The following is a 23,810-nucleotide window of genomic DNA, read 5'->3' on the forward strand; positions in this document are numbered from 1 at the left end:
GCTCCCCTCCGAGGGGGAGCCCCGCCGCCGTCCGGTCGGTGGACCGGGAGAGTGACCGGGAGGCCTAGAACAGGCCGTCCAGCTCGCGCAGCAGCGCGGCCTTCGGACGGGCACCGGTGATCTGCTTCACCGGCTGGCCGTCCTTGAAGAGGATCAGGGTCGGGATCGAGATCACGTTGTACTCGGCGGCGGTCACCTGGTTGGCGTCCACGTCGAGCTTGGCGATGGTCAGCTTGTCGCCGTTCTCGGCCGCGATGTCCTCCAGGACCGGGGCGACCTGGCGGCACGGGCCGCACCAGGTGGCCCAGAAGTCGACCAGTACGGGCTTGTCGCTCTCCAGGACGTCGGACTTGAAGGTCGCGTCGGTGACGGTGGTGGTGGCGCCGGCCACGGGGACTCCTCGGGTTAGGACGGAGGGGGCTGCTGCCAGGTGAACAACGGGCGGGCCCGTTCTGTTTCTGCCTGGCCGGGGCGGGGGTGTTTCACGTGGAACACCCCCGCGGGGTTCGGTCGGTGGCGGGGAGGTCAGACCGCGACGGCGGTCTTGTTCTCCGCGTCGTCCAGCGCGGCCAGGTAGCGCTCGGCGTCCAGCGCGGCGGAGCAGCCGGTGCCGGAGGCGGTGATGGCCTGGCGGTAGGTGTGGTCCACGACGTCGCCGGCGCCGAACACGCCCTCGACGTTGGTCCGGGTCGAGGGGGCGTCGACCTTGAGGTAGCCCTCGCCGTCGAGGTCCAGCTGGCCCTTGAAGAGGTCGGTGCGCGGGTCGTGGCCGATCGCGATGAACAGGCCGGTGACGGGCAGCTCGCGCAGCTCGCCGGTGGCGGTGTCGCGCAGGGTGACGCCGGTCAGCTTCGGGTCGCCGTGGATGGCCTCGACCGCGCTGTTCCACTCGAAGCGGATCTTCGGGTCGGCGAAGGCGCGCTCCTGCATCGCCTTGGAGGCGCGCAGGCTGTCACGGCGGTGGATGATCGTGACGCTCTTGGCGAAGCGGGAGAGGAAGGTCGCCTCCTCCAGGGCCGTGTCGCCGCCGCCGACCACCGCGATGTCCTGGTCGCGGAAGAAGAAGCCGTCGCAGGTCGCGCACCAGGAGACGCCGCGGCCGGAGAGCTTGTCCTCGTTGGGCAGGCCGAGCTTGCGGTGCTGGGAGCCGGTGGTGACGATCACGGCGCGGGCCCGGTGGACGTTGCCCTCGGAGTCGGTGACGGTCTTGATCTCACCGGTGAGGTCCACCGCGACGATGTCGTCCGGGATCAGCTCGGCGCCGAAGCGCTCCGCCTGAGCCCGCATGTTGTCCATCAGCTCGGGGCCCATGATGCCGTCCCGGAAGCCCGGGAAGTTCTCGACCTCGGTGGTGTTCATGAGCGCACCACCGGCGGTGACGGCTCCCTCGAAGACCAGCGGCTTGAGGGAGGCGCGGGCCGTGTAGAGCGCGGCCGTGTAGCCTGCCGGGCCGGAACCGATGATGATCACGTTACGGACGTCGCTCACTGCTTCTCCTGGTTCGCATCGCGACCCGCGTTTGCTGCGGGGAGGGCGGTCCTGCTCCGCCGCCCGGGACAACGACTGACCAGTCTCTCGCATTCCCAGGCGGATCAGTACCAGGCGCCCGAACTCCGGAAGCGGCGTGCCGCCCTGGTCGTCGATCGCATGGGAACGGCCGTCCGGTGGCTGGGAAGGGCCGTTCAGTGGCCGGGGACGGTCCGTTGCAGGACGACCGGGCCGCAGTCGGGGGAGCGCAGGAAGACGTCCACGAAACCGGGCCGACCGGCGGCGGGGTAGACCAGGACGTCCACCGGGGAGCCCTGGTAGCTGCCCCGGTCGGTGGCCAGCGGGGTGCCCGGGGCGGGGGCGCGGCAGGCCGCGGGGGAGACCGGTGCGGCGGGTGAGGCGGGGCCGGAGAGCTCCGGCCCCGAGCCGTCGGCGGGCGCGGCGCCGGACTTGGCGGGCCCGGTGGCGCGCAGCCCGGGCTGGGAGCCGGAACGGTCCAGCAGCTGCTGCACCTGGGCGGCGAGCTGGTCCTCCCGGTAGACGGTGCCGGGGCCCGCCAGGTGCGGGGTGCGGGCGCTCTGCTCGCCGGGGGAACCCGCGGTGCCCGCCGAGGCCGCGGAGACGGCGGAGGTGCGGGTGGCGGAGTCGTCCTGGTGCAGCAGCAGGGCCCCGCCCAGCCCGACGGCGGCCAGCGCGGCGGCCGCCCCGAGCAGCACGGCGAACCGGCGGCGGCGCGGGCGGGGGCGGCCGGGGCCGGGGGCCGAGGCCGGGCGCGAGGGGGGCGCGGAGGGCGCCGCGGCGGCCCGTACGGGCACGGTGGGGAACTCCGTCCGGCGGGCGGTGGCGGGGGCCCGCTCGGGGCCTGCGGTGGGCCGGGCCGGGGAGGGGCGGTCGGCGCGGGCCGCCTCGGCGAGGGCGGCGTCCAGCCGGGCGGCGACGTCGGCGGGCATCGGTTCGGGCTCGACGGTGCCGAGCAGCGCCTGCACCTCGGCCAGCGCCTCGACGGTCCCGCGGCACTCGGCGCAGCCGTCCAGGTGCCGCTGCAGGGCCTCGGCGGCCCCGGCGGGCTCGACCAGGCCCTCGGCGAGGTCGGCCAGCTCGTCGACCGAGGGGTGGGCGTCGGCGGGTCCGGGGGAGGAGAGGGGGGCGTTCATCGGGTGCTCGCGTCTCCTTCCAGCATCGTGCGGCCGGTGCTCGTGCCTGTCCCTGTGACGGTGCGGGGGCCCGTCGGGTTCCCCCTGGTCCGGTCCGGCGGGGGCGGGGCGGTGCCGGACGGGTCGGGGGCGGTGCGTCCCGGGGGCCGGCCGGCCGGTGTTTCACGTGAAACGTTCCGTCCGCCGCCGTTGCTGTCGCCGTTGGTGTCGCCGTTCCCGCCGTCCCCGCCGTCGCTCTCGCGCAGGTGCCGGACCAGTGGGAGCAGCCGGGCCCGGCCGCGGGCGCAACGGCTCTTCACGGTGCCGACCGGGACGCCCAGCAGCTCGGCGGCCTCGGCGACCGGGTAGCCCTGCATGTCGACCAGGACCAGCGCGGCCCGCTGCTCGGGGGGCAGCTCGGCGAGCGCGGCGGTCAGCTCGCGCTGCACCTCGGCCCGGACCACCGGGGAGTCGGCCGGCTCGGCGGAGCCGACCAGGCGGTCCAGCCGCTGCGGGTCCTCGTCCAGCGGGGTGGTGCGCCGGGTGGCGCTGCGCCGGGCGCGGTCCAGACAGGCGTTGACCACGATCCGGTGCAGCCAGGTGGTGACCGCCGAGCGGCCCTGGAAGCCGGCGGCGGCCCGGAAGGCGGAGACCAGGGCGTCCTGGAGGGCGTCCGCGGCCTCCTCGCGGTCGCCCAGGGTGCGCAGGGCGACCGCCCAGAGGCGGTCCCGGTGGCGGTTCACCAGCAGGCCGAAGGCCTCCTGGTCGCCGGCGACGTGCCGGGCGAGCAGCGTCGCGTCGTCGTCCGCCACTGTCACCCCTTGTCGCCGCGGGTCGTTCCGGGTCTGGACCGTGCGGTCAGCCGGAGACCTTTACCTCGGCGACGTGGCCGCGGTACCTGCCGTCGGAATCCTTGTTCAGAGAGGTCAGCCAGATCAAGAGGTAACGCGTGGTGACCGGCGATTCGAGGGCGTAGTCGACGTTGAGGCCGGCCTTCCTGGCCGCGACGACCGAGAAGCTCTCCGGCCTGGCCGCGGTCGGGTTGGCGGCGGCGGACGCGTTGGGCACGCGCACCTCCGCGGCCTGCTCGCCGTCCTTGAACTGGACGGTCACCGAGGAGACCGACTGCGGTGAGCCGAGGTCGATCAGCAGTCCGGTGCCCACCTTGAGGGCGGGCGGCTTGGGGCCGAGCTGGTCGACGTACCAGCCGGTGGTCCAGGCGGTGTTCGGGTCGCCGTCGATGGCGTTCTTGACGCTGTCGGTGCCTTCGGGACCGTCGCCCAGCGGGTTGTACGACTCCGCGCCCTTGATCTGGATCGGCACCGGCGTGTGGGCCGTCGGGCGGGCGCTCGCGGCGGTGCTGCTGATCGAGGTCTGCGGGGTGGCGACGGCCTGGTTGCTGTTGCGCAGGCTGCCGACGAACTGCCAGGAGGCGACGCCGATCGCGCCCAGGGCGACCGTCCAGGCGGTGGCCTTGACCACCCGGCGCAGCCGGCGCCTGGTGCGCCGGGCGGCGGTGGGCCGGGAGGAGGCCGGCAGCGGGGCGACCGTCGTGTCGGCCACCCGGGTGGGGATGGGCGCGGTCGGGAGGGCGTGGCCGTGGTGCCGGGGCGGTGTCGGGAAGGCCGGCAGCTCGGGCTCGGGCTGCCGGATCCGGGGCAGCTTGGCGATCGCCCGGACCAGCTCCTCCGGGGTGGTGATCGGCTCGGCGTGGTGCGGCGGGTGGTCGAACAGGGCGCGCGCCGCGAGCTCGGACAGACCCTTGTGGACGCCCGCGCGGACCTGGTCCGGCGCGGCGTTCTGCAGGTCCTTGGGCAGTCCCTTGAGGTCGTAGCGGTCCTCGGGGTACGGCCAGCGGTGGGTGAGTGCGGCGAAGAGCAGGGCGCCGATCGCCCGGGTGTCGGTGCGCTGGGCGTCCTCGGCGGCGGCCCCGGTGGAGTCCTCGGCGGGCAGCCCGCGCAGGGCGGCGTCCACCGCGATGCCGTTGATCCGGTACTGGCCGCTGTCGGTGCGCAGCACGCAGCGCGGGGTGAGCCGCAGGTGCGCCTTGCCGCGGCGGTGCGCGGCGGCGACGGCGTCGGCGACCTGGCGGACCATCTGGTACGCCTCGTGCGGCTCCATCGGGCCGTCGGCGAGCAGCTTGGCGAGGTCGGAGGCGTGCGGCAGCCACTCCCGCACGATGTAGACCAGCTCGTTCTCCTGCACGGCGTCCAGCACCTGGACGAAGCGCGGGTCGCCGAGCAGGGCCGCGGACTTGGCGGCGGCCAGCACCTTGCGGGCGCGCTGGTGGCCGGAGGCCATCAGGTGGACGCCGACGGCCCGGCGCAGCTTCTCGTCGACGGCGCGCCAGCTGCTGAAGGTCTCGGTCTGGGAGATGCACTCTTCCAGCAGGTACCGGTGGCCGATCTTGTCGCCGCTGTGCCGCATCGGCGCGGGCAGGGTCCGCGGGAGGGTGGCGGTGTCGCGCGGGTCGAGGGTGGGTTGGGGGTCGGTCGGACGGCGCTTGTCGGAGGCGGGCTGCGGTGCGGGAGCGGGCTTCTTCCGCGGAGGGCCGGCCGCCAGTTCGGCGGCGATCTCGTGGACGGAGAGCGGGGCGGTGATCTCCGAGGTCTCCTCGCTCACCGCGGCCGCCGGCGCCTCAGGGGCCGGACCGTCCTCGTCGCCGTCCTTGCTGTCGTCCTCGCCGTCGTCCTTGCTCTCGGCGCCGGCCGTGTCAGGGGTCTCCACGGAGTCCGCGGAGGAGTTCCCGGGGGCGTCCGTGGAGGAGGCGTCGGCGGAGCCCGCCGGGGCGGAGTTCCCGCTCCCGAGCTCGTCGATCGCCGCAGCCAGCGCGGCCTCGTCCGCCGCCGCGTCAGCTGTTGACGTGTCGACGACCGCCTTGGTGCCATCAGCCACCGTGGTCCTGCCTCCCCTTGTGTCGCCCCGGCCTGAGAGAGTCGCTGGAGCCCGCGGATTGGCCGCCCTGTGCTCCAGGACAATTGTGCCCACTCTTCACCACCGGGTACGACCGCTGAAGGGTCCGCTCGGTTGCATACCGGTGGAGAGATGTGGTGCAGATCCGACACCGGGCCGCCACGTGGCGGCCCGGGCGTGTCCGGTCATGGAGGGCGGCCCGTGCTGCGGCCGGACGGGCGGGGGCGGTGTCAGCCCTGGTCGACGCCCGGTCAGGGCGCCCGCTCGTCCGGCCGGTTGTGCTCGGACTCAGCGGCCCAGTCGGCCGCGGACCATGCCCAGCATGGCGTTCATCTCCTCGATCCGCAGGCGCTTCGCGATGAACACGAACACCAGCAGCTGGAGGCCGCCGCCCAGCAGGACCGACAGCACGCTGCCCGGCCAGCCGCCGAGCACCTGCTGGACCGCCAGGCTGACGCCGAGGCCGACCACCGCGGCCGGGACGCAGGCGGTGGCCAGCCGGCTGTAGGTCTTGCCGATCCGCTTGGTGTCCAGCCCGCCGATCTTCTTCTTGAGCTTGGGCACCGCGACCATCACTCCGACGGCGTAGGCGAGGCCGTAGCCGAGGGCCATGCCGGTCACCGTCCACTGCGCGGGCAGCGCGACCCAGCAGACCAGCGAGAAGCCGGCCTGGCAGACCGCCACCCAGACGGTGTTGGAGAACGGCGTCCGGGTGTCCTCGTAGGCGTAGAAGCCGCGCAGCATCACGTACTGGGCGGAGTACGGGATCAGCCCGAGGGCGAAGGCCGAGAGCATCAGACCGACGTTGGTCGCGTTGTCCAGGGCCGTCCCGCCGCCGCCGACCGCGTAGATCGAGCGGCCGATCGCCGGGCCGAGCGCCAGGAACAGGAAGGCCGCCGGGACGACCGCCACCGCGGTGGTGCGCAGCCCGTACGACAGGTCGTCCCGGACGGCGCCGGCGTCCTCGTCGGCGGCCGCGCGGGAGAGCCGGGGGAGCACCGCGCTCATGATCGAGACGGTGATGACGGCCTGCGGGAGCTGCCAGATCAGCAGGGCGTTGGAGAAGGCCGAGAGGCCGACACCGCCGTGCCCGCCCTGTTCGGCGGCGCTGCCGGCGGCGGTCGCCAGCTGGGTGATGACCAGGTAGCCGGCCTGGTTGGCGAGCACGAAGAAGAAGGTCCACTTGGCCAGCCGGGCGGCCTTGCCCAGGCCGTGGCCGCGCCAGTCGAAGCGCGGCCGGAAGCGGAAGTCGGCCGCCCGCAGGTACGGGATCATCGCCAGCGACTGGACCACCAGGCCGAGCAGGGTGCCCAGGCCGAGCAGTCGGACGCCCTCCGGGGTGATGTTCTCCGGGGTGATCTGGGTGCCGTTGAAGCCGCCGTAGACCCAGATGTAGGCGCCGAAGGTGAAGATCACCACGATGTTGTTGAGGACCGGGGTCCACATCATCGCGCCGAACCGGCCCCGGGCGTTGAGGATCTGGCCCATCACCACGTGGACGCCCATGAAGAAGATGGTCGGCAGGCAGTAGCGGGCCAGGGCGACCGTGGTCTCGGCACGGGCCGGGTTGGTCATCATCGGATGGGCGATCAGCTGGACCAGCAGGGGCGCCCCGAGCACGGCCAGGAAGACCACGCCGCCGAGTCCGACCATCACCAGGGTGAGCAGCCGGTTGGCGTAGGCCGTCCCGCCGTCCTCGTCGTTCTTCATGCTGCGCACCAGCTGCGGCACGAAGACCGCGTTCAGCGCGCCGCCGCCGATCAGGATGTACAGCAGGGTCGGCAGGGTGTTCGCCGCGTTGTACGAGTCACCCATGACCGCGATGCCGATCGCGCCGGCGATCACCATCGTCCGCAGGAAGCCGGTGCCGCGGGAGACCAGGGTGCCGGCCGCCATGATCGCGCTGGAGCTCAGCAGGCCGGCGACCTTGCCGCCACCGCCGTCGGAGGCCGGGGCGGGCTCGGCCGCGGGCCGGGCGGCCTGCTCCTCGGCGAGGTCCGCCAGCGGCTCGACCGCCGGGGGCACCGCCACGGCGGCCACCTGCATGGTGGCCTCCTCCTCGGAGAGCGGCGGGTCGAACTCGATCGGCGGCACGAACGGCCGCTGCCCGTCGTGGCCGCCGTGCTGCGGCTGCCCCGGCTGCCCCGGGTAGCCGCCCATCGGCGGGTACGGCGCGGGCGCGCCCGGCGGCACCGCCGAGGCCGGGGGCACGGGGGCGGCCTGCGGGGCCGGGGCGGGCTGGGGGACCGGCGGCTGGGCCGCGGCATCGGCCCGTCCGCTGCCGAAGAGCGCGTCCACCCCGACGTACTCGGTGGTCTCGGTGTCCCAGGCGGAGTGCGCCGGTCCCGGCTCCCACTGCGGCTGCGGCTGGCTCCACGCTCCGGGGGCCGGGGTGGAGACCGGTGCCGCCGGGGCGGCCTGCTGCGGCCAGTCGGCCTGCATCGGGGTGTCCCAGCCGGGCTGCACGGGGGGGACGGGGGGCGAGAACGGTGTCGTCGGCACCGGCGTCGGGTAGCCGCCGCCCTGCGGCGGCAGTTGCGGCGGCACGTCGTACGCGGTGACCGGCGGCGGCGCCGCGGCGGGCCGTCCGGCCTGGAGGCCGTACGGGTCCTGACCGTCCTGCGCCGTCCCGTACGCCTGCGCGGCGTACGGGTCCTGGGCGTAGGTGTCGGCCACGTACCAGTCGCCGGACGGCGACTCGGCGCCCGGCCGGCTCTCACCGCGGCCCGGCGGCCGCTCCTCGCTGCGCCCGGTCATGTCACCTCTTCGCTGTTGTGGGGGGAGACCGGCCCGGGGTTGCGGGGGGTCGGCGGTGTCAAGGACCAACCTTCTCATCACTGGCGGTCCGATCCCGGCCATCCGGGCTGCTGGCGCGCGGTGTCTGTGCGGGCCCCCCGTCCGCGGCGCCGTCCGGGCCGGTCGGCTCGGCGGGCTCAGCTTCGGCGGTGCCCGCCGGGTCGCCGTCCGCCGGGTCGTCCCCGACCGGCTGGTCGCCGTCCTCGTGCGGCTGCCCGCCGCGCCGCTTGCGCTGGCGCATGAAGCGCAGCGCGGCGAGCACCAGCAGCACGGCGGCGCCGGCGAAGACGTACAGCACCCCGTTGGTCACCGAGGTGACCTCGACGGTGAAGGTCTGGGCCTGGCCGTAGGGCCGGGAGTCGGGACCGGTGGTCCACAGCTGGGCGACCATGGTGACCGGGCCGTTGCTGCGGGCCTCGGCGTTGAAGCGCAGGGTGACGCTCTGCGAGGCGGGGAGGACGAGCTGCTCCGGCAGGCCGACCCGCAGCCTGTTCGGCTGGATCGAGGTGAGCCGCAGCTGCAGGTTGGTGACCGTCTGGGTGAGGTCGTTGCGCACGCTGACCTGGAGCTGGCCGGTGTTCCCGGCCAGGGTGACGACGTTCTTCTTCGGGACCTGGACGGCGGTGGTGAGCTCGTTCAGGTAGTTGGTGACGCCGGTGCGGTAGGCGTCGCCGGCCGGCGCCTGGGCGCGCCACTCGGTGGACAGCGAGCGGACCATCGCGGCGCTGAACGGGCCGCGCACCCGCTGCGGCAGGGTGAGCACCCGCATCAGGGTGTCCAGCTTCTGCTGGATCTCGTCGGTGCCGCTCAGGGCGGAGGCCGGCAGCTCGGAGGCGCGGGCCTGGGTCGGGTAGTCGGCCGGCGAGGGGACGCCGGTGTTGGCCTTCGGGTCCGGCGCGGCCTGGGCCAGCACGTCCAGCTTCACCGGGGCCAGCCACTTGTCCCCGGCCGTCTGCAGGGCGGTCGCCAGTGCCTTGGCGGTGTTGACGGTCAGCTCGCGCGGCGGCATCACCAGCAGGCCGCGCTGGTTCTGCGGCTGCTCGTGGGTGATCGCGTAGGTCTCGGCGAGGAAGCGCTGGGTCGCGTCGGTCTGGTCCTTCGGGGTGCTCAGGTCCTTCTGGAAGGGCCCGGAGACCGTGTCGTCGGCGACCACCGCGTTCTGCCCGTTGCCGATCGGGCGCACCGCGGTCGGGGTGTAGTTGACCGAGTCCGGGTCGGGCATGCTCGCGCCGTTGACCAGGACCAGGTTGCTGCCCGCCTGCCGGGCGATGCCGGCGATCTGCTGGTCGAGGTAGCCCTGGTACGGCCAGGCCACGTCGGAGCGGGTGTCCACCGCGAGCCGGCCCTCGACGGTCAGCCGGCCGGCGGTGGCGGCCTTGCTCAGGGCGGTGCCCATGCCGCTGAGGTCGGCGCCGTTGTGCGCGATCGAGGCGAGGTCCGGGTCGGCGTACGGCAGCGAGACGACCTGGCTGCCCGACTTGGCGACGGCCGCCCGCAGCTTGTTCAGCCAGGCGTCGGCGGCGGCCGAGGCGGGTCGGCCGACGGTGTTCTCGTCCTTGGCGGACTTGCCCGAGCCCTCGGTGCCCGGCTTCTGCACCCGGTACGGCTTGGTCATCGCGAACGCGGCGTCCAGCAGGTCCGGGTCGACCACCCAGGTCAGCCCGTTCAGCTTGGCGCCGGTGTCGACCAGCTCGTACAGCCGGCCGCCCGGCGCGAAGTCGGCGGCCAGGCTGTCGTCGCGCAGCACGGAGAGGTTCTGGTCGCCCTCGGCGTAGGTCTGCGCGGCCAGCACCGGTGCGTGCACCAGCGGCCAGAGCGTGGCGACCTTGGTCGGCTGGGCCTCGCTGCTGCCCTGGGAGTAGGGCAGGAAGGTCCGGGCGATGCCCAGGGCCCGGTCGCGCGGGTTGTCGGCGGTCGAGCCCCAGGCGTCCACCGCGAGCTCGTAGACGCCGCTCTCGGAGAAGCCGAGGTCGCTCACCGCGACGCTCAGGGTGTACGGCAGGCTCTGGCCCGGGTTGAGCTCCGGCAGGGCGTACTGCGGGCTGTCCAGCTCCGTCCCGTCGTCGCCCCGCGGGCCGGTCCGCGCGGCCACGCCCTGGAGCTCGCTGCGCCGCTGCAGGGGCTTGCTGGAGACCGGCTTGCGGACCGCGGCGTGGGCGCCCTTGAGGGCGGACTTGCCGGAGTTGGTGACGTGACCGGTGATGGACACGGTGCCGTTCTGGACGGCCAGCTGCGGGGTGACCGTCTCGATGGTCAGCACCACCGGGTACTCCGCGGTGGCCGTCGAGTCGACGGTCGGGCGGACGTTGCCGCCGGTCGGCAGGGCCGCGGCGGGGGCGGCCGCGACCAGTGCCAGGAGCGCACCGCAGGCGGCGGCGAAGCGGCGCGCGCGGCCGCCGGTGCGCCGTTCCCCGGTGCGGGGTTCGGTCGGGCCCGCGGCCCGCCCAGGTCGTCGGTGTGCCCCCAGGCCCGAGTGCCGTGCCGGCTCACTCACTCGTTTCGCCCTCGCCGTTCTGTTCGCTCGCTCGCTGCTGATGCTGTCCGTCCGGCGCGGTCGCCCGACGTTCCCCGCTCGACGTTCCTCGCTCGACGTTCTTCGCTCGACGACGTACGCCACCCTGCTGCCGCGGAGGGATCCGTCGGCACGGCGGCACGCGACACCGCATCCCCGGTTCCGGTGTCCGCGCTCCGTCCACCGGCATGGTAACGATCCAGCCTGGCGTGCAGTGTTGCGGGCTCTGGGGTGAGACGCCCAAAACGCGCGGGCGGTTGACCTTCCGGGGCACGTACCCTTGTGAGCCGTGTCCACTGCCAATGAGCCCACCGCGCGCACCGACCGTTCCAGCACCGCCGTCCAGGTCGTCCCAGGCCTGAGCGAAGCCCAGACGATGGGGCTGCAAGAGCTGCTGCGGGTGTCGCCGGTCGCCGACGAGATCGCCCGCCGCTTCCACGCGGCCGGGCACCGGCTGGCCCTGGTCGGCGGCTCGGTGCGGGACGCGCTGCTCGGCCGGCTCGGCAACGACCTGGACTTCACCACCGACGCCCGGCCGCAGCAGGTGCTCAAGCTGGTCAAGGGCTGGGCGGACGCGGTCTGGGACGTCGGGATCGCCTTCGGCACCGTCGGCGCCCGCAAGGACACCCCCGAGGGGTCCTTCCTGATCGAGATCACCACCTACCGTTCCGAGGCGTACGACCGCACCTCGCGCAAGCCCGAGGTGACCTACGGCGACACCATCGAGCAGGACCTGGTCCGCCGCGACTTCACGGTCAACGCGATGGCCGTCGACCTGCCCGGCCGCGGCTTCGTCGACCCGCACCACGGCCTGGAGGACCTGGAGGCCCGGGTGCTGCGCACCCCCGCCACCCCCGAGGAGTCCTTCTCCGACGACCCGCTGCGGATGATGCGGGCCGCCCGCTTCGCGGCCCAGCTGGACTTCGACCCGGCGCCCGAGGTGGTCGCCGCGATGACCGCGATGGCCGAGCGGATCACCATCGTCTCGGCGGAGCGGGTGCAGGCCGAGCTGAACAAGCTGCTGCTCGCCGCGCACCCGGTGAAGGGCCTGCGGCTGCTGGTCGACACCGGCCTGGCCGGGCACGTGCTGCCGGAGCTGCCCGCGCTGCAGCTGGAGAGCGACGAGCACCACCGGCACAAGGACGTCTACGAGCACTCGCTGACCGTCCTGGAGCAGGCCATCGACCTGGAGCAGGACGGCCCGGACCTCAGCCTGCGGCTGGCCGCGCTGCTGCACGACATCGGCAAGCCGCGCACCCGCCGCTTCGAGTCGGACGGCCGGGTCTCCTTCCACCACCACGAGGTGGTCGGCGCCAAGATGACCCGCAAGCGGATGCGGGAGCTCAAGTACTCCAAGGAGCTCACCGAGGACGTCTCGCGCCTGGTCGAGCTGCACCTGCGCTTCCACGGCTACGGCGGCGGCGAGTGGACCGACTCCGCGGTGCGCCGCTACGTCACCGACGCCGGGCCGCTGCTGGAGCGCCTGCACAAGCTGACCCGCTCCGACTGCACCACCCGCAACAAGAAGAAGGCGGCCGCGCTCTCGCGCACCTACGACGGCCTGGAGGAGCGGATCTCCGAACTGCAGGCCCGGGAGGAGCTGGACGCCGTCCGCCCCGCCCTGGACGGCAACCAGATCATGGAGCTGCTCGGGCTGCGGCCCGGCCCGCTGGTCGGCAAGGCGTACAAGCACATGCTCGAACTGCGGCTGGAGCACGGCCCGATGGAGCCCGACGAGGCGGTCGCGGCGCTGCGGGCCTGGTGGGCCGAGCAGCAGCAGGGCTGACCCGGGCGACGCCCCGGACGCACCGCGCGGCGGTCACCGTCCCGGAGGGGACGGTGACCGCCGCGTTCGCGTCCGGTCAGCCGTTGATGTGCTTGAGGCAGAGCACGTAGTTCAGCGCGGGGAGCTTGGTGTAGGTGCGGGTGTAGGTGCTGTCCGACTTCGGCTGCTTCTCGCAGGCCTTCTCGTCCGAGGTGGCGAAGTACTTGTAGACCACCTTGTACTGGGCCTTGGGGTCGGTGCAGGGCAGCACGGTGATCTTCGGGTGGTCGTCCGCGGTCGCGTTGCTGGAGTTCTCGTTGCGCAGGCAGTCGCCGATGCCCGCGCTGTCGACGTCGTCCTTGGCCGCCGGGGTCGCGGGCGGCGGCAGGGTGATGCTCGGCAGGGAGAAGCTGGGCACCGGGAGCGGCGGCGGCGGGGTGTAGCTGAAGGTGGGCCGCGGCGACGGCGAGAAGGTGACCGTGCTGGTCGTCGTCGGCCCCGCGACGGGGCCGGAGTCCTGCTTCGGCCCGATCACGCCGGTGGCCAGCAGGACCCCGGTGACCAGCAGGGAGACCGGCACCAGCAGCATGGCGACGTGCGGACGGCTGCCCAGCGGGGCGCCCGGGTCCAGCTGCGGGCCGTGGGTGCCCGGCATGGGCGGCGGCAGCCGCTTGATCCGGTTGTGGGCGCCGAGGTTCATCAGCAGCGTGATCACGGTCAGGATCGGCGAGATCCAGCTCCACCAGCCCTGGACCAGCGTCCTGGCGGACATGTCGCGCACGGTGGCCGTGCCGCAGGTCCGGCAGAACGGGCCGTGCATCCGCAGCATCCGGAACGCGATCAGCAGGCCCTGGTGGCCGCGGACGGTGGCGCGCACGGCCGGGAAGCCGCCGCAGAAGCGGCAGTGCTCCCCGTCCATCGGGGCCGGCGGCGGGTAGCCGTAGCCGTAGCCGGGCGGCTGGGCGCCGTACGGCTGCTCCGGCGGGGGCGGGGCGCTCGGGTAGCCGTACCCCGGCGGGGGCGGCGGTGGCGGGGCGCCGTACGGGCCGCCGGCGTACGGGTTGCCGTCACCGGGTGGCGGGCCGTAGGGCATCTGGGGCGGAGGCGGAGCGGACAAGGGATCCCCCCGGAACAAGGACGTGGTGGAAGGGTCAGGACTTCTTCACCGGCGGGTAGCCGGTGGTGGGGGTCAGGGGGCCGAGGCAGAGCACGTACCGCGTCTTGTTCCAGCGGCGGCCGCTCTTGCCCGAGACGGCGCTGGTGGTCTGCGGGGTCTGCCGGCAGCGGGTCACGTCGGTGGTGCCGGTGAACTTCGACAGCACCTTGTAATTCGCCTGGGAATCAGTGCACTTGACGATCCCGACGTCACGGGAGCCGCTCACCCGGACGCAGTCCCCGGGCTTGGCGCTGCTGACGTTCGGGCTGCTGAAGAAGTACGCGCCCGCGAGCACCACGCAGCCGCCGACCGCCCCGGCGATCCGCAGCCTGGCGCGGGCACCGCGCTTGGCGGGCGGCGCCGCGGCGGCCGCACCGGGCTGCGGATAGCCGTACGGCCCGGCGGGCGGCTGCGGCCCGTACGGCGCCTGCCCGTGGGGCGGCTGGGGGTACGGCGGCTGGCCGTACGGGGGTTGGCCGTACGGGGGTTGGGGGCTCGGCGGCGGGCCGCCGTACGGGCCCGGGGCGTACGGCTGCTGGGCGGGTGGCCCGCCGTACGGCGCCTGGGCGTAGCCGGGTGGGGGCGGACCGAAGCCCGGTGCCGCGGGTGGCGGCGGCCCGTACGGTCCGGTCGGTGTGCTCATCAGTTCGTCCCCCGAGACAGAGTGCTGTCCTTCCGACAGGTTTACGTACCTTAGCGACCGGGTCGGACGCAATCGGTCCGGTGGCCGCAACCGGAGTCCGGGACGAACCGGTTGCGATTCCGGTACCGCGCGGTGTCAGTGGGCCTCGCCGGGCAGGGGGCCGGACCGCCGGGCGGCCCGCAGGTAGAACACCGCGGTCAGCCCGTACACCACGGCCACCCCGGCCACCACCGTGACCGAGCGGCCGGACAGCGGCAGCACCAGGGCCGTCACCAGGGCGGCGGCCACGAAGGCGACGTTGAACAGCACGTCGTAGACGGCGAACACCCGGCCGCGGAACTCGTCCTCGACCGACTCCTGCACCACGGTGTCGGCGCAGATCTTGGTGCCCTGGGTGACCACCCCGAGCAGCAGCGCGGCGGCCAGGGTGGGCACCGGGGCGAAGAACAGGCCCAGCGCGGGGACGAAGACCACCGGGGCGAGCAGGCAGACCGTCATCCAGCCGGCCAGGCCGAGCCGACGGGTGCACCAGGGGCTGACCACCGCGGCGACGAAGAACCCTGCGGCCGACAGCCCGACCGCCTGGCCGAGGGTGGCCAGCCCGGCCGCGCTGTCGGTCGGGGCGTTGAAGGTGTAGCGGGCGAGCATCACCACGACCACGATCAGCACGCCGTAGCAGAACCGGGCCGCCGTGACGGCGGCCAGCGCGTGCACGGCCGGGCGGCAGTCCCGCACCAGGTGGCGGACGGCGGAGCCGAGCCCGACGGCGGCCCCCACGAGTGCCTGGCCGAGCGCGGGGCGCTCGCCGTGCTGGTCCGGGCCGAGCAGGTCGCGGTCCATCCGGCGGGCGGCCAGCGCGGCCGAGAGGTAGAGCAGCGAGGCGACGGTGACCAGTGCGGCGTCCGCCTTCGGCCCGGGGGCCATCAGCTGGTGCAGCAGGAAGCCGACGCCCCCGCCCAGGGCGGCGGCGACGGTCCCGAGGGTGGGGGAGAGGGCGTTGGCGGTGACCAGCCGGTCCTGCTCGACCACCCGGGGCAGCGCGGCCGAGAGTCCGGCCAGGATGAACCGGTTGAGCGCGGTGACCAGCAGGGCCGAGGCGAAGAACAGCCAGGTCGGTGCCTCGGCCAGGAGCAGTGCGCCGGTGCCCAGGCCCAGCCCGAAGCGGGCCAGGTTGCCGAAGTAGAGCACCTGGCGCCGGCGCCAGCGGTCCAGCAGCACCCCGGCGAACGGGCCGATCACCGAGAACGGCAGCAGCATCACGGCCAGCACCGAGGCGATGTCGGCGGGGGAGGACTGCTTCTCGGGGGAGAAGACCACGTAGGCGGCGAGCGAGACCTGGAAGACGCCGTCCGAGAGCTGGGAGAGCACCCGGGCGGTGAGCAGCCGGCGGAAGTCCCGGCCGCGGAGCAGACCGAGGAGCGTGGCGCGGTGCGCGGACTGGTGGGTGCTGCCGTTCTCGGTGATCGCCACCCGCCCAGGGTGCCACGGAACCGGGCACCGTTTCACGTGAAACATTCGCTGCGCGCACGTGAAGGGCTCACGACCGGATGATCGTGAGCCCTTCTGGCGCGTTACGAGCGGTCAGCTCGGCGCCCGGTGTCCTACGGTCGCGAACCGGGCCGAGCTCAGCGCTCGACCTCGCCGCGGATGAACTTCTCGACGTTCTCCTTGGCCTCGTCGTCGAAGTACTGGACCGGCGGGGACTTCATGAAGTACGAGGACGCCGACAGGATCGGGCCGCCGATGCCGCGGTCCTTGGCGATCTTCGCGGCGCGGACGGCGTCGATGATGACACCGGCCGAGTTCGGGGAGTCCCAGACCTCGAGCTTGTACTCCAGGTTCAGCGGGACGTCGCCGAACGCGCGACCCTCCAGGCGGACGTAGGCCCACTTGCGGTCGTCCAGCCAGGCCACGTAGTCCGAGGGACCGATGTGGACGTTCTTGGCGCCCAGCTCGCGGTCGCGGATCTGCGAGGTGACGGCCTGGGTCTTGGAGATCTTCTTGGACTCCAGGCGCTCGCGCTCGAGCATGTTCTTGAAGTCCATGTTGCCGCCGACGTTCAGCTGCATGGTGCGCTCGAGGATGACACCGCGGTCCTCGAACAGCTTGGCCATCACGCGGTGCGTGATGGTCGCGCCGACCTGGGACTTGATGTCGTCACCGACGATCGGCACGCCGGCCTCGGTGAACTTGTCCGCCCACTCCTTGGTGCCCGCGATGAACACCGGCAGGGCGTTCACGAAGGCGACCTTGGCGTCGATGGCGCACTGGGCGTAGAACTTGGCGGCCTTCTCGGAGCCGACGGGCAGGTAGCAGACCAGGACGTCGACCTGCTGGTCCTTGAGGATCTGGACGACGTCGACCGGGGCCTCGTCCGACTCCTCGATGGTCTCCAGGTAGTACTTGCCCAGACCGTCGAGGGTGTGGCCGCGCTGGACGGTCACGCCGGTCGGCGGGACGTCGCAGATCTTGATGGTGTTGTTCTCGCTGCTGCCGATGGCGTCGGCCAGGTCGAAGCCGACCTTCTTGGCGTCGACGTCGAAGGCGGCGACGAACTCCACGTCACGGACGTGGTAGTCACCGAACTGGACGTGCATCAGCCCGGGGACCCTGCCGGCCGGGTCGGCGTCCTTGTAGTACTCGACACCCTGCACCAGCGACGCGGCGCAGTTGCCCACGCCCACGATGGCTACGCGAACCGAACCCATTCCGGTTGCTCCCTCTGATCTCATGAGGGCCGTCGGAACAGACGGCACTCGTCCTGCTTCTTCGAATGACTGCTTGTACGGGCGCGAGGCGCCCACTCCTGCCGCGCGGCACAGGGCTGACGCGGCGTCAGCGCTCCTGGGCGGAGCGCCCCGGGCGGTCGTACGGTGGCCCGGACGGGTCGGAGGACCCGGTCTCCTGGCCACGGCCGTCCGAAGTCGTGTGGGGTACGGCGGTGGTTCCGGCGGTCCCGGTGGCGGGCCCGGTCCGGCCGGTGCGGTTGGCCCGCTCGGTCTCGATCAGCTCGTTGAGCCACCGGACCTCGCGCTCCACCGACTCCAGGCCGTGCCGCTGGAGTTCGACGGTGTAGTCGTCGAACCGTTCGCGGGCGCGGGCCAGCGAGTTGCGCATCCGCTCCAGGCGCTCCTCCAGCCGGCTGCGGCGGCCCTCCAGGACGCGCATCCGGACGGCCCGGTCGGTCTGACCGAAGAAGGCGAAGTGGACGCCGAAGCGCTCGTCCTCCCAGGCCTCCGGGCCGGAGTCGGCGAGCAGCTCCTCGAAGCGCTGCTTGCCCTCGGGGGAGAGCCGGTAGACGATCTTCGACCGCTTGCCGTTGAGCGCGGTGGCCGGGACGTACTCGACGTCCGGGTTGTCCTCGACCAGGAAGCCCTGGGCGACCAGGCTCTTCAAGCACGGGTAGAGCGTTCCGTAGGAGAGCGCCCGCAGTGCCCCGAGCAGGATGTTGAGCCGTTTGCGCAGTTCGTAGCCGTGCATCGGGGCGTCGTGGAGCAGCCCGAGAACGGCGAACTCCAGCACTCCTGAGCGCCTGCCCACTGCCGTCGTCCTCCTCCCTCTCGACCCTCGCTCCGGCCGTTCCCTCGGCGGTATACCGCTTCGATGTATCGGCTCGATATATCGAGAACAGTAAACCCGACCCCCGGAACGAGCAAGGGGGGCACGCGTGAATGTGATCACAAGCCGACGCGCGGGTGGGGTTGGCAACGGCCGTGTAATGATCTGCTGCCGTTTTGCGGGCATTGGCACCTGATGCCCGATTAGGAAGGTTTTCCCGCTGCGTACGCTGTCGCGTGTGCACGAGGACCAACCTCCGGGGTTAGGGCGGTCCGGGCATCGGACAGGAACCCTGCCTTCAGGCCGACCGGGCCTGGCGAGGAGCGGCTGGAAACATGAGCGAGCGACGGCGAAGGACGCCCAATTCGGGCGGTGACGGGCAGCAGCCGCCGGGAGGCGGCGGCCGTCGGGGCGGCCCCGGCCCCGACGAACTGGGCTCGGAAGGCGTCGGCCGTCGACGTCCGCCCGGTGTCCGGGAGACTGCCCAGCAACCCCGGATGGGCCGCGCCGAGATGCGCAAGGCCTCCCAGAAGAAGGGGAAGGGCGGTGGCCGGCGCGGTGCCGCCGCCGCCTCCGCCGCCGCTGCGGCCGGCCCCGGCAAGAAGCGCTTCATCGACTACCCGCGGTTCGGCAAGACCGGCTTCCGGCGCTGGCTGCCGTCCTGGAAGCTGGTCTCCAGCGTCTTCCTGGTGTGCTTCGCCGCCTGCGTGGGCGTCGTGTTCTACCTGTACCAGACCACGACGGTGCCCCAGCTCAAGGACCTGGTGAAGGACCAGAACACCATCTACTACTGGGCCGACGGTTCGGAGATGACCCGCAAGGGCGAGACCAACCGTCAGATCGTCGAGCTCAACGACATCAACCCCACCCTGCAGAACGCCGTCATCTCGGCGGAGAACGAGACCTTCCGCACCGACAGCGGCATCGACCCCAAGGGCATGCTGCGCGCCGTCTACAACATGGCGAAGGGCGGCGAGACCCAGGGCGCCTCGACGATCACCCAGCAGTACGTCAAGAACGCCTACCTGAGCCAGGAACAGACCATCAGCCGCAAGCTGAGGGAATTCTTCATCACGCTCAAGCTCAACCAGCAGACCAGCAAGGAGGACATCCTCAAGGGGTACCTCAACACCAGCTGGTTCGGCCGCAACGCCAACGGCGCCCAGGCCGCGGCGCAGGCGTACTACGGGGTCAACGCCAAGGACCTGAACCTCTGCCAGAGTGCCATGCTGGCCGGGCTGTTGAAGGGTGCCAACTACTACGACCCCTCCAAGCCGGCCAACCACGACCGCGCGGTGGAGCGCTGGAAGTGGATCCTGGACCGGATGGTGACCACCCACAACGCCACTCCGGAGGAGCGGGCGAAGTGCACCACCTTCCCCGAGCCGATCGCGTTGAAGGCCAGCTCCAACATGAACGGTGAGATCAGCTACCTGGTCGACACCGCCAACCAGTACGTGACGACCACCGACAAGTCGATCACCCAGCAGATGCTCGACAAGGGTGGCCTGAAGATCTACACCACCTTCGAGAAGGACAAGGTCGACGCCCTCAAGAAGGCCGTCGACGACGTCAAGGGCGAGAACCTCGACCCGCAGAAGCGGCCCAACAACGACACCTTCGTCCAGTTCGGCGCCGCCAGCATCAAGCCCGGGGACGGCGCGATGGTCGCCATCTACGGCGGCGACGGCGTGGAGAACGGCCACTTCGACAACAACGCCAACGCCGGCGGTGTCCAGGTCGGCTCGACCTTCAAGCCCTTCGTCCTGGCCACCGCGATGCAGACCGGTGTGCAGACCGCGAAGGACACCGACGGCAAGCCGAAGCGGATCAACGCGGACAGCCGCTACCTGGCCGACGACATGTCCGAGATCCGCAAGCCCGACGGCTCGCTGGTGATCGGCGACGACGGCAAGCCCTACCGGCAGAAGAACGAGGACGCCGGCAAGCGCGGCTACGTCTCGCTGCGGCAGGCCATGCAGTTCTCGTACAACGTGCCCTTCGTCCAGCTCAACCAGGACGTCGGCGGCCCCGCCGTGGCCGACATGGCCGTGCAGATGGGCATCAAGCGGGAGAGCCTGGCCGACCCGAAGACCGCGACCTTCCCGCTCGGCACCTCGACCATCAGCCCGATCCGGATGGCCACCGGCTACGGCACCCTGGCCGCCAGCGGCAAGGAGGCCGAGCCCTACTCGGTCACCAAGGTCGAGGTGGACGGCAAGGAGCGCCCGGGCTTCGGCAAGAAGGACGCCAAGGTCGCGCTGGAGCCGGCCGTCGCGGACAACGTCACCGACGTGCTGGTGAACGTGGCCAAGAACGGTACCGGTACCAAGACCAACACCCTGGGCCGCCCGGTGGCCGGCAAGACCGGTACCACCGACCAGAACAAGTCGGCCTGGTGGGTCGGCTACACCCCGCAGCTGGTGACCAGCGTCGCGATGTGGCGCGAGGACCCGAACAAGCACGACCGGGAGTCCCTCAACGGCACCGGCGGCAAGGAGTCCATCCACGGTGGTGACATCCCCACCGACATCTTCACCCGGTACATGAAGGCCGCCCTGGCCAACGAGAAGAAGGTGGACTTCCCGACCCCGCAGCCGGTCGGCACCGAGGTGGACTCCTCCGGCGCGCCGTCCACGGCCACCATGACGCCCTCCCAGACCCCGACCACCACCCCGCCGACCACGGTGGAGACCCAGCAGCCGACCCAGCAGCCCAACCAGCCGCAGCCCCCGCAGCCCACCCAGGGCAGCGGCTGCGTGCCGACCGTCGACTGCCCGCCGACCGCGCCGCCGACCCAGACCCACAAGCCGAAGCCGACGGACACCGGCTGCGGCCTGGGCGGCATCTTCTGCCCGTCGACGCCGCCGCCCGGCGGCAACGGTGGTGCCGGCAACGGTGGTGCCGGCAACGGCGGCACCGGCGGCAAGCCGAGCCCGAGCAGCACCGGCGGCGCCGGTGGCGGTGGTGCCGGTGGTGGCGGCGGCCTGCAAGGCGGTGGCGCAGCGGCCGGGTAGTAGCCCGGTCCGACCGGTCCGACCGGTGAGAAGCCGACAACGGCGGTGGCGGTCCTCCTCGGAGGGCCGCCACCGCCGTTTCGTCACGATTCGCCGCACGCGCCCCGTCCGTACCGCCGGACCACCGCAGGGTCCTCCTCGTCCCGGCGCATCCGGTGCGGCAGGATGTCCGGCATGACGTCGAGCGATCGTGACGAAACCGGCGGCCCGGACGGGCCCGGCGCCGCCGCAGGGCCCACCCCGGCAGCCGTCGCCACGGCCGTGCCGGCGGCCGACACCGTGGTCGTCCCGGCGGACGAGGACCGGGTGGCGGCGGCCGGCAGCGAGGTGTTCGGCGGCCCGCCCGGCCGGCGGGCGCTGCTCGGCGTCTCCTGGTGGATCCCGGTGCGGGTGCTGGCCCTGGTGGTGATCGTGGTCTCCGCGCTCGGCATGGTGCACAACCTGCCCTGCTACGACCAGGCCTGGTTCCAGCCGGGCTCGCCGCAGTACATCCACGCCTGCTACAGCGACGTCCCGCACCTGTTCTCCGGCCGCGGCTTCGCGGCCGGGCTGCACCCGTACGTGGACCGCATCCCCGGCACCACGGGGGACCTCCAGTACCTGGAGTACCCGGTGCTGACCGGCCTGTTCATGCAGGTCGCGGCCTGGCTGACGCCCGGCGGCGGCACCGAGCAGGCCCAGGAGCAGTGGTTCTGGGCGATCAACGCCGGGCTGCTGATGGCCTGTGCGGTGGTCGCCGCGGTCGCGCTCTCGCGCACCCACCGCCGCCGCCCCTGGGACGCGATGCTGTTCGCGCTCTCGCCGGTCCTGCTGCTCAACGGCACGATCAACTGGGACCTGCTCGCGGTCGCCCTGGCCGCCGTGGCGATGGCCTGGTGGTCCGGCTCCCGGCCGGGCTGGGCCGGGGTCTTCATCGGCCTCGCCACCGCGGCCAAGCTCTACCCGCTGCTGCTGATCGGCCCGCTGCTGGTGCTCTGCTGGCGGGCGGGCAAGTGGCGCGAGTTCCGGCTGCTGCTCGGCGGCGCGGTCGGGGCCTGGCTGGTGGTCAACCTGCCGATCATGCTGGCCAACTGGCAGGGCTGGTCGACCTTCTACGTGTTCAGCAAGCACCGCGGCGAGGACTACGGCTCGTTCTGGCTGATCCTGATGCAGCAGCGCGGCGTGGGGCTGGCCGACCTCGACCTCTACATCGGCGTGCTGATGGTGCTGGGCTGCGCGGCCATAGCGTGGCTCGCCCTCTCGGCGCCGCGACGGCCGCGGTTCGCGCAGCTGGCCTTCCTGGTGGTCGCGCTGTTCGTGCTGGTCAACAAGGTGTACTCGCCGCAGTACGCGCTCTGGCTGCTGCCGCTCGCGGCGCTGGCCCGGCCGCGCTGGCGCGACCTGCTGGTCTGGCAGGCCTGCGAGGTGCTGTACACCCTGGGCATCTGGTCCCACCTGGGCTTCGTCACCGGGCCCAAGCAGCACGGCATCGGCGAGCCGTGGTACCACTTCGCGATCGCGCTGCACCTGCTCGGCACGCTCTACCTGGTCGTGCTGGTGGTCCGGGACGCCCTGTACCCGGACCGCGACCCGGTCCGCTGGGACGGCACCGACGACCCCTCCGGCGGGGTGCTGGACGGCGCGCCGGACGTGGTGACCCTGGGCGCCGCCCGGCGGCTGGAGGAGGAGCGGAGCTACGCCGGATACGCGCCGGCCGGCTCCTTCGAGCAGTGGCTGGAGGAGCCACCGGCGAAGGAACCGGCCGACGGGAAGGCGTAGCGGCCCCCAGCGGCCCGTAGCGGCCGCCGGCGGCTCCTAGCGGTCCACCACCCGGTCGAAGTGGGTGGTGGTGTGCCGGACCTGGAGGCCCAGCTCCTCGCCGATCGCGGGGGGCGCGGTCTCGCCGTCCAGGAACAGCAGCGAGACCTGCATGTGCGGCGGCTCGGCGAACCAGAGCTGCTTGCCCGCCCAGTGGAACGGCGACTTGGTCTTGTTGACCGTCGCCAGGCCGGCCCGGGCGATGCCCTTGGCGCGGGCGCCCATGCTGGCCACGTACTTGGGCGCCTCCAGGCCGATGCCGTGCGCGGTGCCGCCGGCGACCACCAGGATGTGGCCGTCGGTGGGCGCCGGGTGCTGGCGGTAGCCGTAGCGCTCGCCCTTCTTCAAGGGGGTGACGTCCAGGACCGTGGCCCGGACCTCCAGCGCGCCGTGGTCGCCCAGCCAGAGCCGGGTGCCGATCCGGGCCCGGAACACGGTGCCCGGGTAGCGCTGGGCCAGCTGTTCCATGCCGGCCGCGCCCAGGTGGCTGACGAAGACGGTGTGCACCGGGATGCCGGCCGCCAGCGCGGTGTCCACCCAGTACACGACCTCCTCGACCGGGCTGGAGCCGTCCGGCCGGTCCATCGGCAGGTGCAGGGCGAGGCCCTCGAAGGAGACGCCGTCCAGCTCGGCGGCGACGGTGCGCAGGTCGGCGGCGCTCACGCCGTGCCGGCGCATGGTGGTCATGCACTCCAGCACCACCCGGGCGCCGTGCAGCGAGCGCAGCGCGTCCACGCTGGCCACCGTGCGGATCACCCGGGAGTGCGGCAGCGGGAGCACCTCCTCGCCGACCCGGTAGGGCGTGAGCACCAGCAGCTCGCCGCCGTACCACTCGGCGGCGTCGGCCGCCTCGTACGCGGTGCCGACGGCCAGCACACCGGTGCCGAGCAGGGTCGCCTCCTCGGCCAGCCGGTGGTTGCCCAGGCCGTAGCCGTTCCCCTTGGCGACGGGCACCAGGCCGGGGAACTCGGCGAGGACGGAGCGCTGGTGGGCGCGCCAGCGTTCGGTCTCGAGGTAGAGCGACAGCGTCAT

General features: G+C 72.7%; 16 protein-coding genes. 3 read left to right on the forward strand and 13 right to left on the reverse strand.

What is annotated here, in order from left to right:
* Window positions 1-64 precede the first annotated feature (64 nt).
* From trxA to ACFY2K_RS08690, 7 genes are all read right to left on the reverse strand, one after another.
* Complete coding sequence (trxA, locus tag ACFY2K_RS08660) at window positions 65-391, reverse strand: thioredoxin (RefSeq protein ID WP_375882914.1); 327 nt, start codon at window positions 389-391, stop codon at window positions 65-67.
* A 134-nt stretch (window positions 392-525) separates the two neighbouring features.
* Window positions 526-1,488, reverse strand: coding sequence for a thioredoxin-disulfide reductase (gene trxB, locus ACFY2K_RS08665; RefSeq protein ID WP_375882911.1), 963 nt, complete (start codon window positions 1,486-1,488; stop codon window positions 526-528).
* A 194-nt stretch (window positions 1,489-1,682) separates the two neighbouring features.
* On the reverse strand, window positions 1,683-2,642 hold the full coding sequence (locus ACFY2K_RS08670) for a hypothetical protein (RefSeq protein WP_380525505.1): 960 nt from the start codon (window positions 2,640-2,642) through the stop codon (window positions 1,683-1,685).
* Window positions 2,639-3,433 carry an RNA polymerase sigma factor SigM gene (sigM, locus tag ACFY2K_RS08675; RefSeq protein WP_380525504.1) on the reverse strand — a complete coding sequence of 265 codons (795 nt, stop codon included), beginning with the start codon at window positions 3,431-3,433 and terminating at the stop codon, window positions 2,639-2,641. The genes ACFY2K_RS08670 and sigM overlap by 4 nt, the downstream gene beginning before the upstream one ends.
* Window positions 3,434-3,479: 46 nt before the next feature.
* Complete coding sequence (locus ACFY2K_RS08680; protein ID WP_380644714.1) at window positions 3,480-5,516, reverse strand: protein kinase family protein; 2,037 nt, start codon at window positions 5,514-5,516, stop codon at window positions 3,480-3,482.
* Between the two features lie 306 nt (window positions 5,517-5,822).
* Window positions 5,823-8,291, reverse strand: coding sequence for a murein biosynthesis integral membrane protein MurJ (gene murJ / locus ACFY2K_RS08685; protein ID WP_380587512.1), 2,469 nt, complete (start codon window positions 8,289-8,291; stop codon window positions 5,823-5,825).
* A 58-nt stretch (window positions 8,292-8,349) separates the two neighbouring features.
* Window positions 8,350-10,824: a DUF6049 family protein gene (locus ACFY2K_RS08690; RefSeq protein WP_387710373.1), complete on the reverse strand. Its 2,475-nt coding sequence runs from the start codon at window positions 10,822-10,824 to the stop codon at window positions 8,350-8,352.
* 394 nt (window positions 10,825-11,218) lie between these two features.
* Between ACFY2K_RS08690 and ACFY2K_RS08695 the strand changes: the two genes are divergently transcribed.
* Window positions 11,219-12,628 (forward strand): CCA tRNA nucleotidyltransferase, encoded by a 1,410-nt coding sequence (locus tag ACFY2K_RS08695; RefSeq protein WP_375882935.1) that lies wholly within the window; start codon window positions 11,219-11,221, stop codon window positions 12,626-12,628.
* A gap of 76 nt (window positions 12,629-12,704) precedes the next feature.
* Here ACFY2K_RS08695 and ACFY2K_RS08700 read toward each other — a convergent pair whose 3' ends face one another.
* From ACFY2K_RS08700 to ACFY2K_RS08720, 5 genes are all read right to left on the reverse strand, one after another.
* Window positions 12,705-13,724 carry a hypothetical protein gene (locus tag ACFY2K_RS08700; protein ID WP_380525500.1) on the reverse strand — a complete coding sequence of 340 codons (1,020 nt, stop codon included), beginning with the start codon at window positions 13,722-13,724 and terminating at the stop codon, window positions 12,705-12,707.
* Window positions 13,725-13,758: 34 nt separating this feature from the next.
* Window positions 13,759-14,406, reverse strand: a complete 648-nt coding sequence (locus tag ACFY2K_RS08705) for a hypothetical protein (RefSeq protein WP_387710375.1) — start codon at window positions 14,404-14,406, stop codon at window positions 13,759-13,761.
* Window positions 14,407-14,541: 135 nt separating this feature from the next.
* Entirely contained in the window at window positions 14,542-15,876 is a 1,335-nt protein-coding gene (locus ACFY2K_RS08710; protein WP_380525498.1) for an MFS transporter, read from the reverse strand.
* A gap of 155 nt (window positions 15,877-16,031) precedes the next feature.
* Complete coding sequence (locus ACFY2K_RS08715; protein ID WP_375882892.1) at window positions 16,032-17,114, reverse strand: inositol-3-phosphate synthase; 1,083 nt, start codon at window positions 17,112-17,114, stop codon at window positions 16,032-16,034.
* 127 nt (window positions 17,115-17,241) lie between these two features.
* The gene (locus ACFY2K_RS08720; protein WP_380587518.1) at window positions 17,242-17,946 is read right to left on the reverse strand and encodes a PadR family transcriptional regulator; all 705 of its coding nucleotides are present in this window, start codon (window positions 17,944-17,946) and stop codon (window positions 17,242-17,244) included.
* 515 nt (window positions 17,947-18,461) lie between these two features.
* Here ACFY2K_RS08720 and ACFY2K_RS08725 point away from each other — a divergent pair.
* Together ACFY2K_RS08725 and ACFY2K_RS08730 are read left to right on the forward strand one after the other, a co-directional pair.
* Window positions 18,462-20,981, forward strand: a complete 2,520-nt coding sequence (locus ACFY2K_RS08725; RefSeq protein WP_387710378.1) for a transglycosylase domain-containing protein — start codon at window positions 18,462-18,464, stop codon at window positions 20,979-20,981.
* Window positions 20,982-21,155: 174 nt separating this feature from the next.
* Entirely contained in the window at window positions 21,156-22,739 is a 1,584-nt protein-coding gene (locus ACFY2K_RS08730) for a glycosyltransferase family 87 protein (RefSeq protein ID WP_375882885.1), read from the forward strand.
* Between the two features lie 36 nt (window positions 22,740-22,775).
* Here ACFY2K_RS08730 and ACFY2K_RS08735 read toward each other — a convergent pair whose 3' ends face one another.
* The gene (locus ACFY2K_RS08735; RefSeq protein ID WP_375882884.1) at window positions 22,776-23,810 is read right to left on the reverse strand and encodes an alanine racemase; all 1,035 of its coding nucleotides are present in this window, start codon (window positions 23,808-23,810) and stop codon (window positions 22,776-22,778) included.

Source organism: Kitasatospora sp. NPDC001309 (assembly GCF_042896295.1).
In the GTDB taxonomy this organism is placed as follows: Bacteria; Actinomycetota; Actinomycetes; order Streptomycetales; family Streptomycetaceae; genus Kitasatospora.

Coding starts and splice junctions, on each gene's coding strand:
- ACFY2K_RS08670 (WP_380525505.1), bottom strand. CDS start 2,642: ATGAACGCCCCCCTCTCCTCCCCCGGACCCGCCGACGCCCACCCCTCG.
- murJ (WP_380587512.1), bottom strand. CDS start 8,291: ATGACCGGGCGCAGCGAGGAGCGGCCGCCGGGCCGCGGTGAGAGCCGG.
- ACFY2K_RS08695 (WP_375882935.1), top strand. CDS start 11,219: ATGGGGCTGCAAGAGCTGCTGCGGGTGTCGCCGGTCGCCGACGAGATC.
- ACFY2K_RS08705 (WP_387710375.1), bottom strand. CDS start 14,406: ATGAGCACACCGACCGGACCGTACGGGCCGCCGCCACCCGCGGCACCG.
- ACFY2K_RS08715 (WP_375882892.1), bottom strand. CDS start 17,114: ATGGGTTCGGTTCGCGTAGCCATCGTGGGCGTGGGCAACTGCGCCGCG.
- ACFY2K_RS08725 (WP_387710378.1), top strand. CDS start 18,462: ATGGGCCGCGCCGAGATGCGCAAGGCCTCCCAGAAGAAGGGGAAGGGC.
- ACFY2K_RS08730 (WP_375882885.1), top strand. CDS start 21,156: ATGACGTCGAGCGATCGTGACGAAACCGGCGGCCCGGACGGGCCCGGC.
- ACFY2K_RS08735 (WP_375882884.1), bottom strand. CDS start 23,810: ATGACGCTGTCGCTCTACCTCGAGACCGAACGCTGGCGCGCCCACCAG.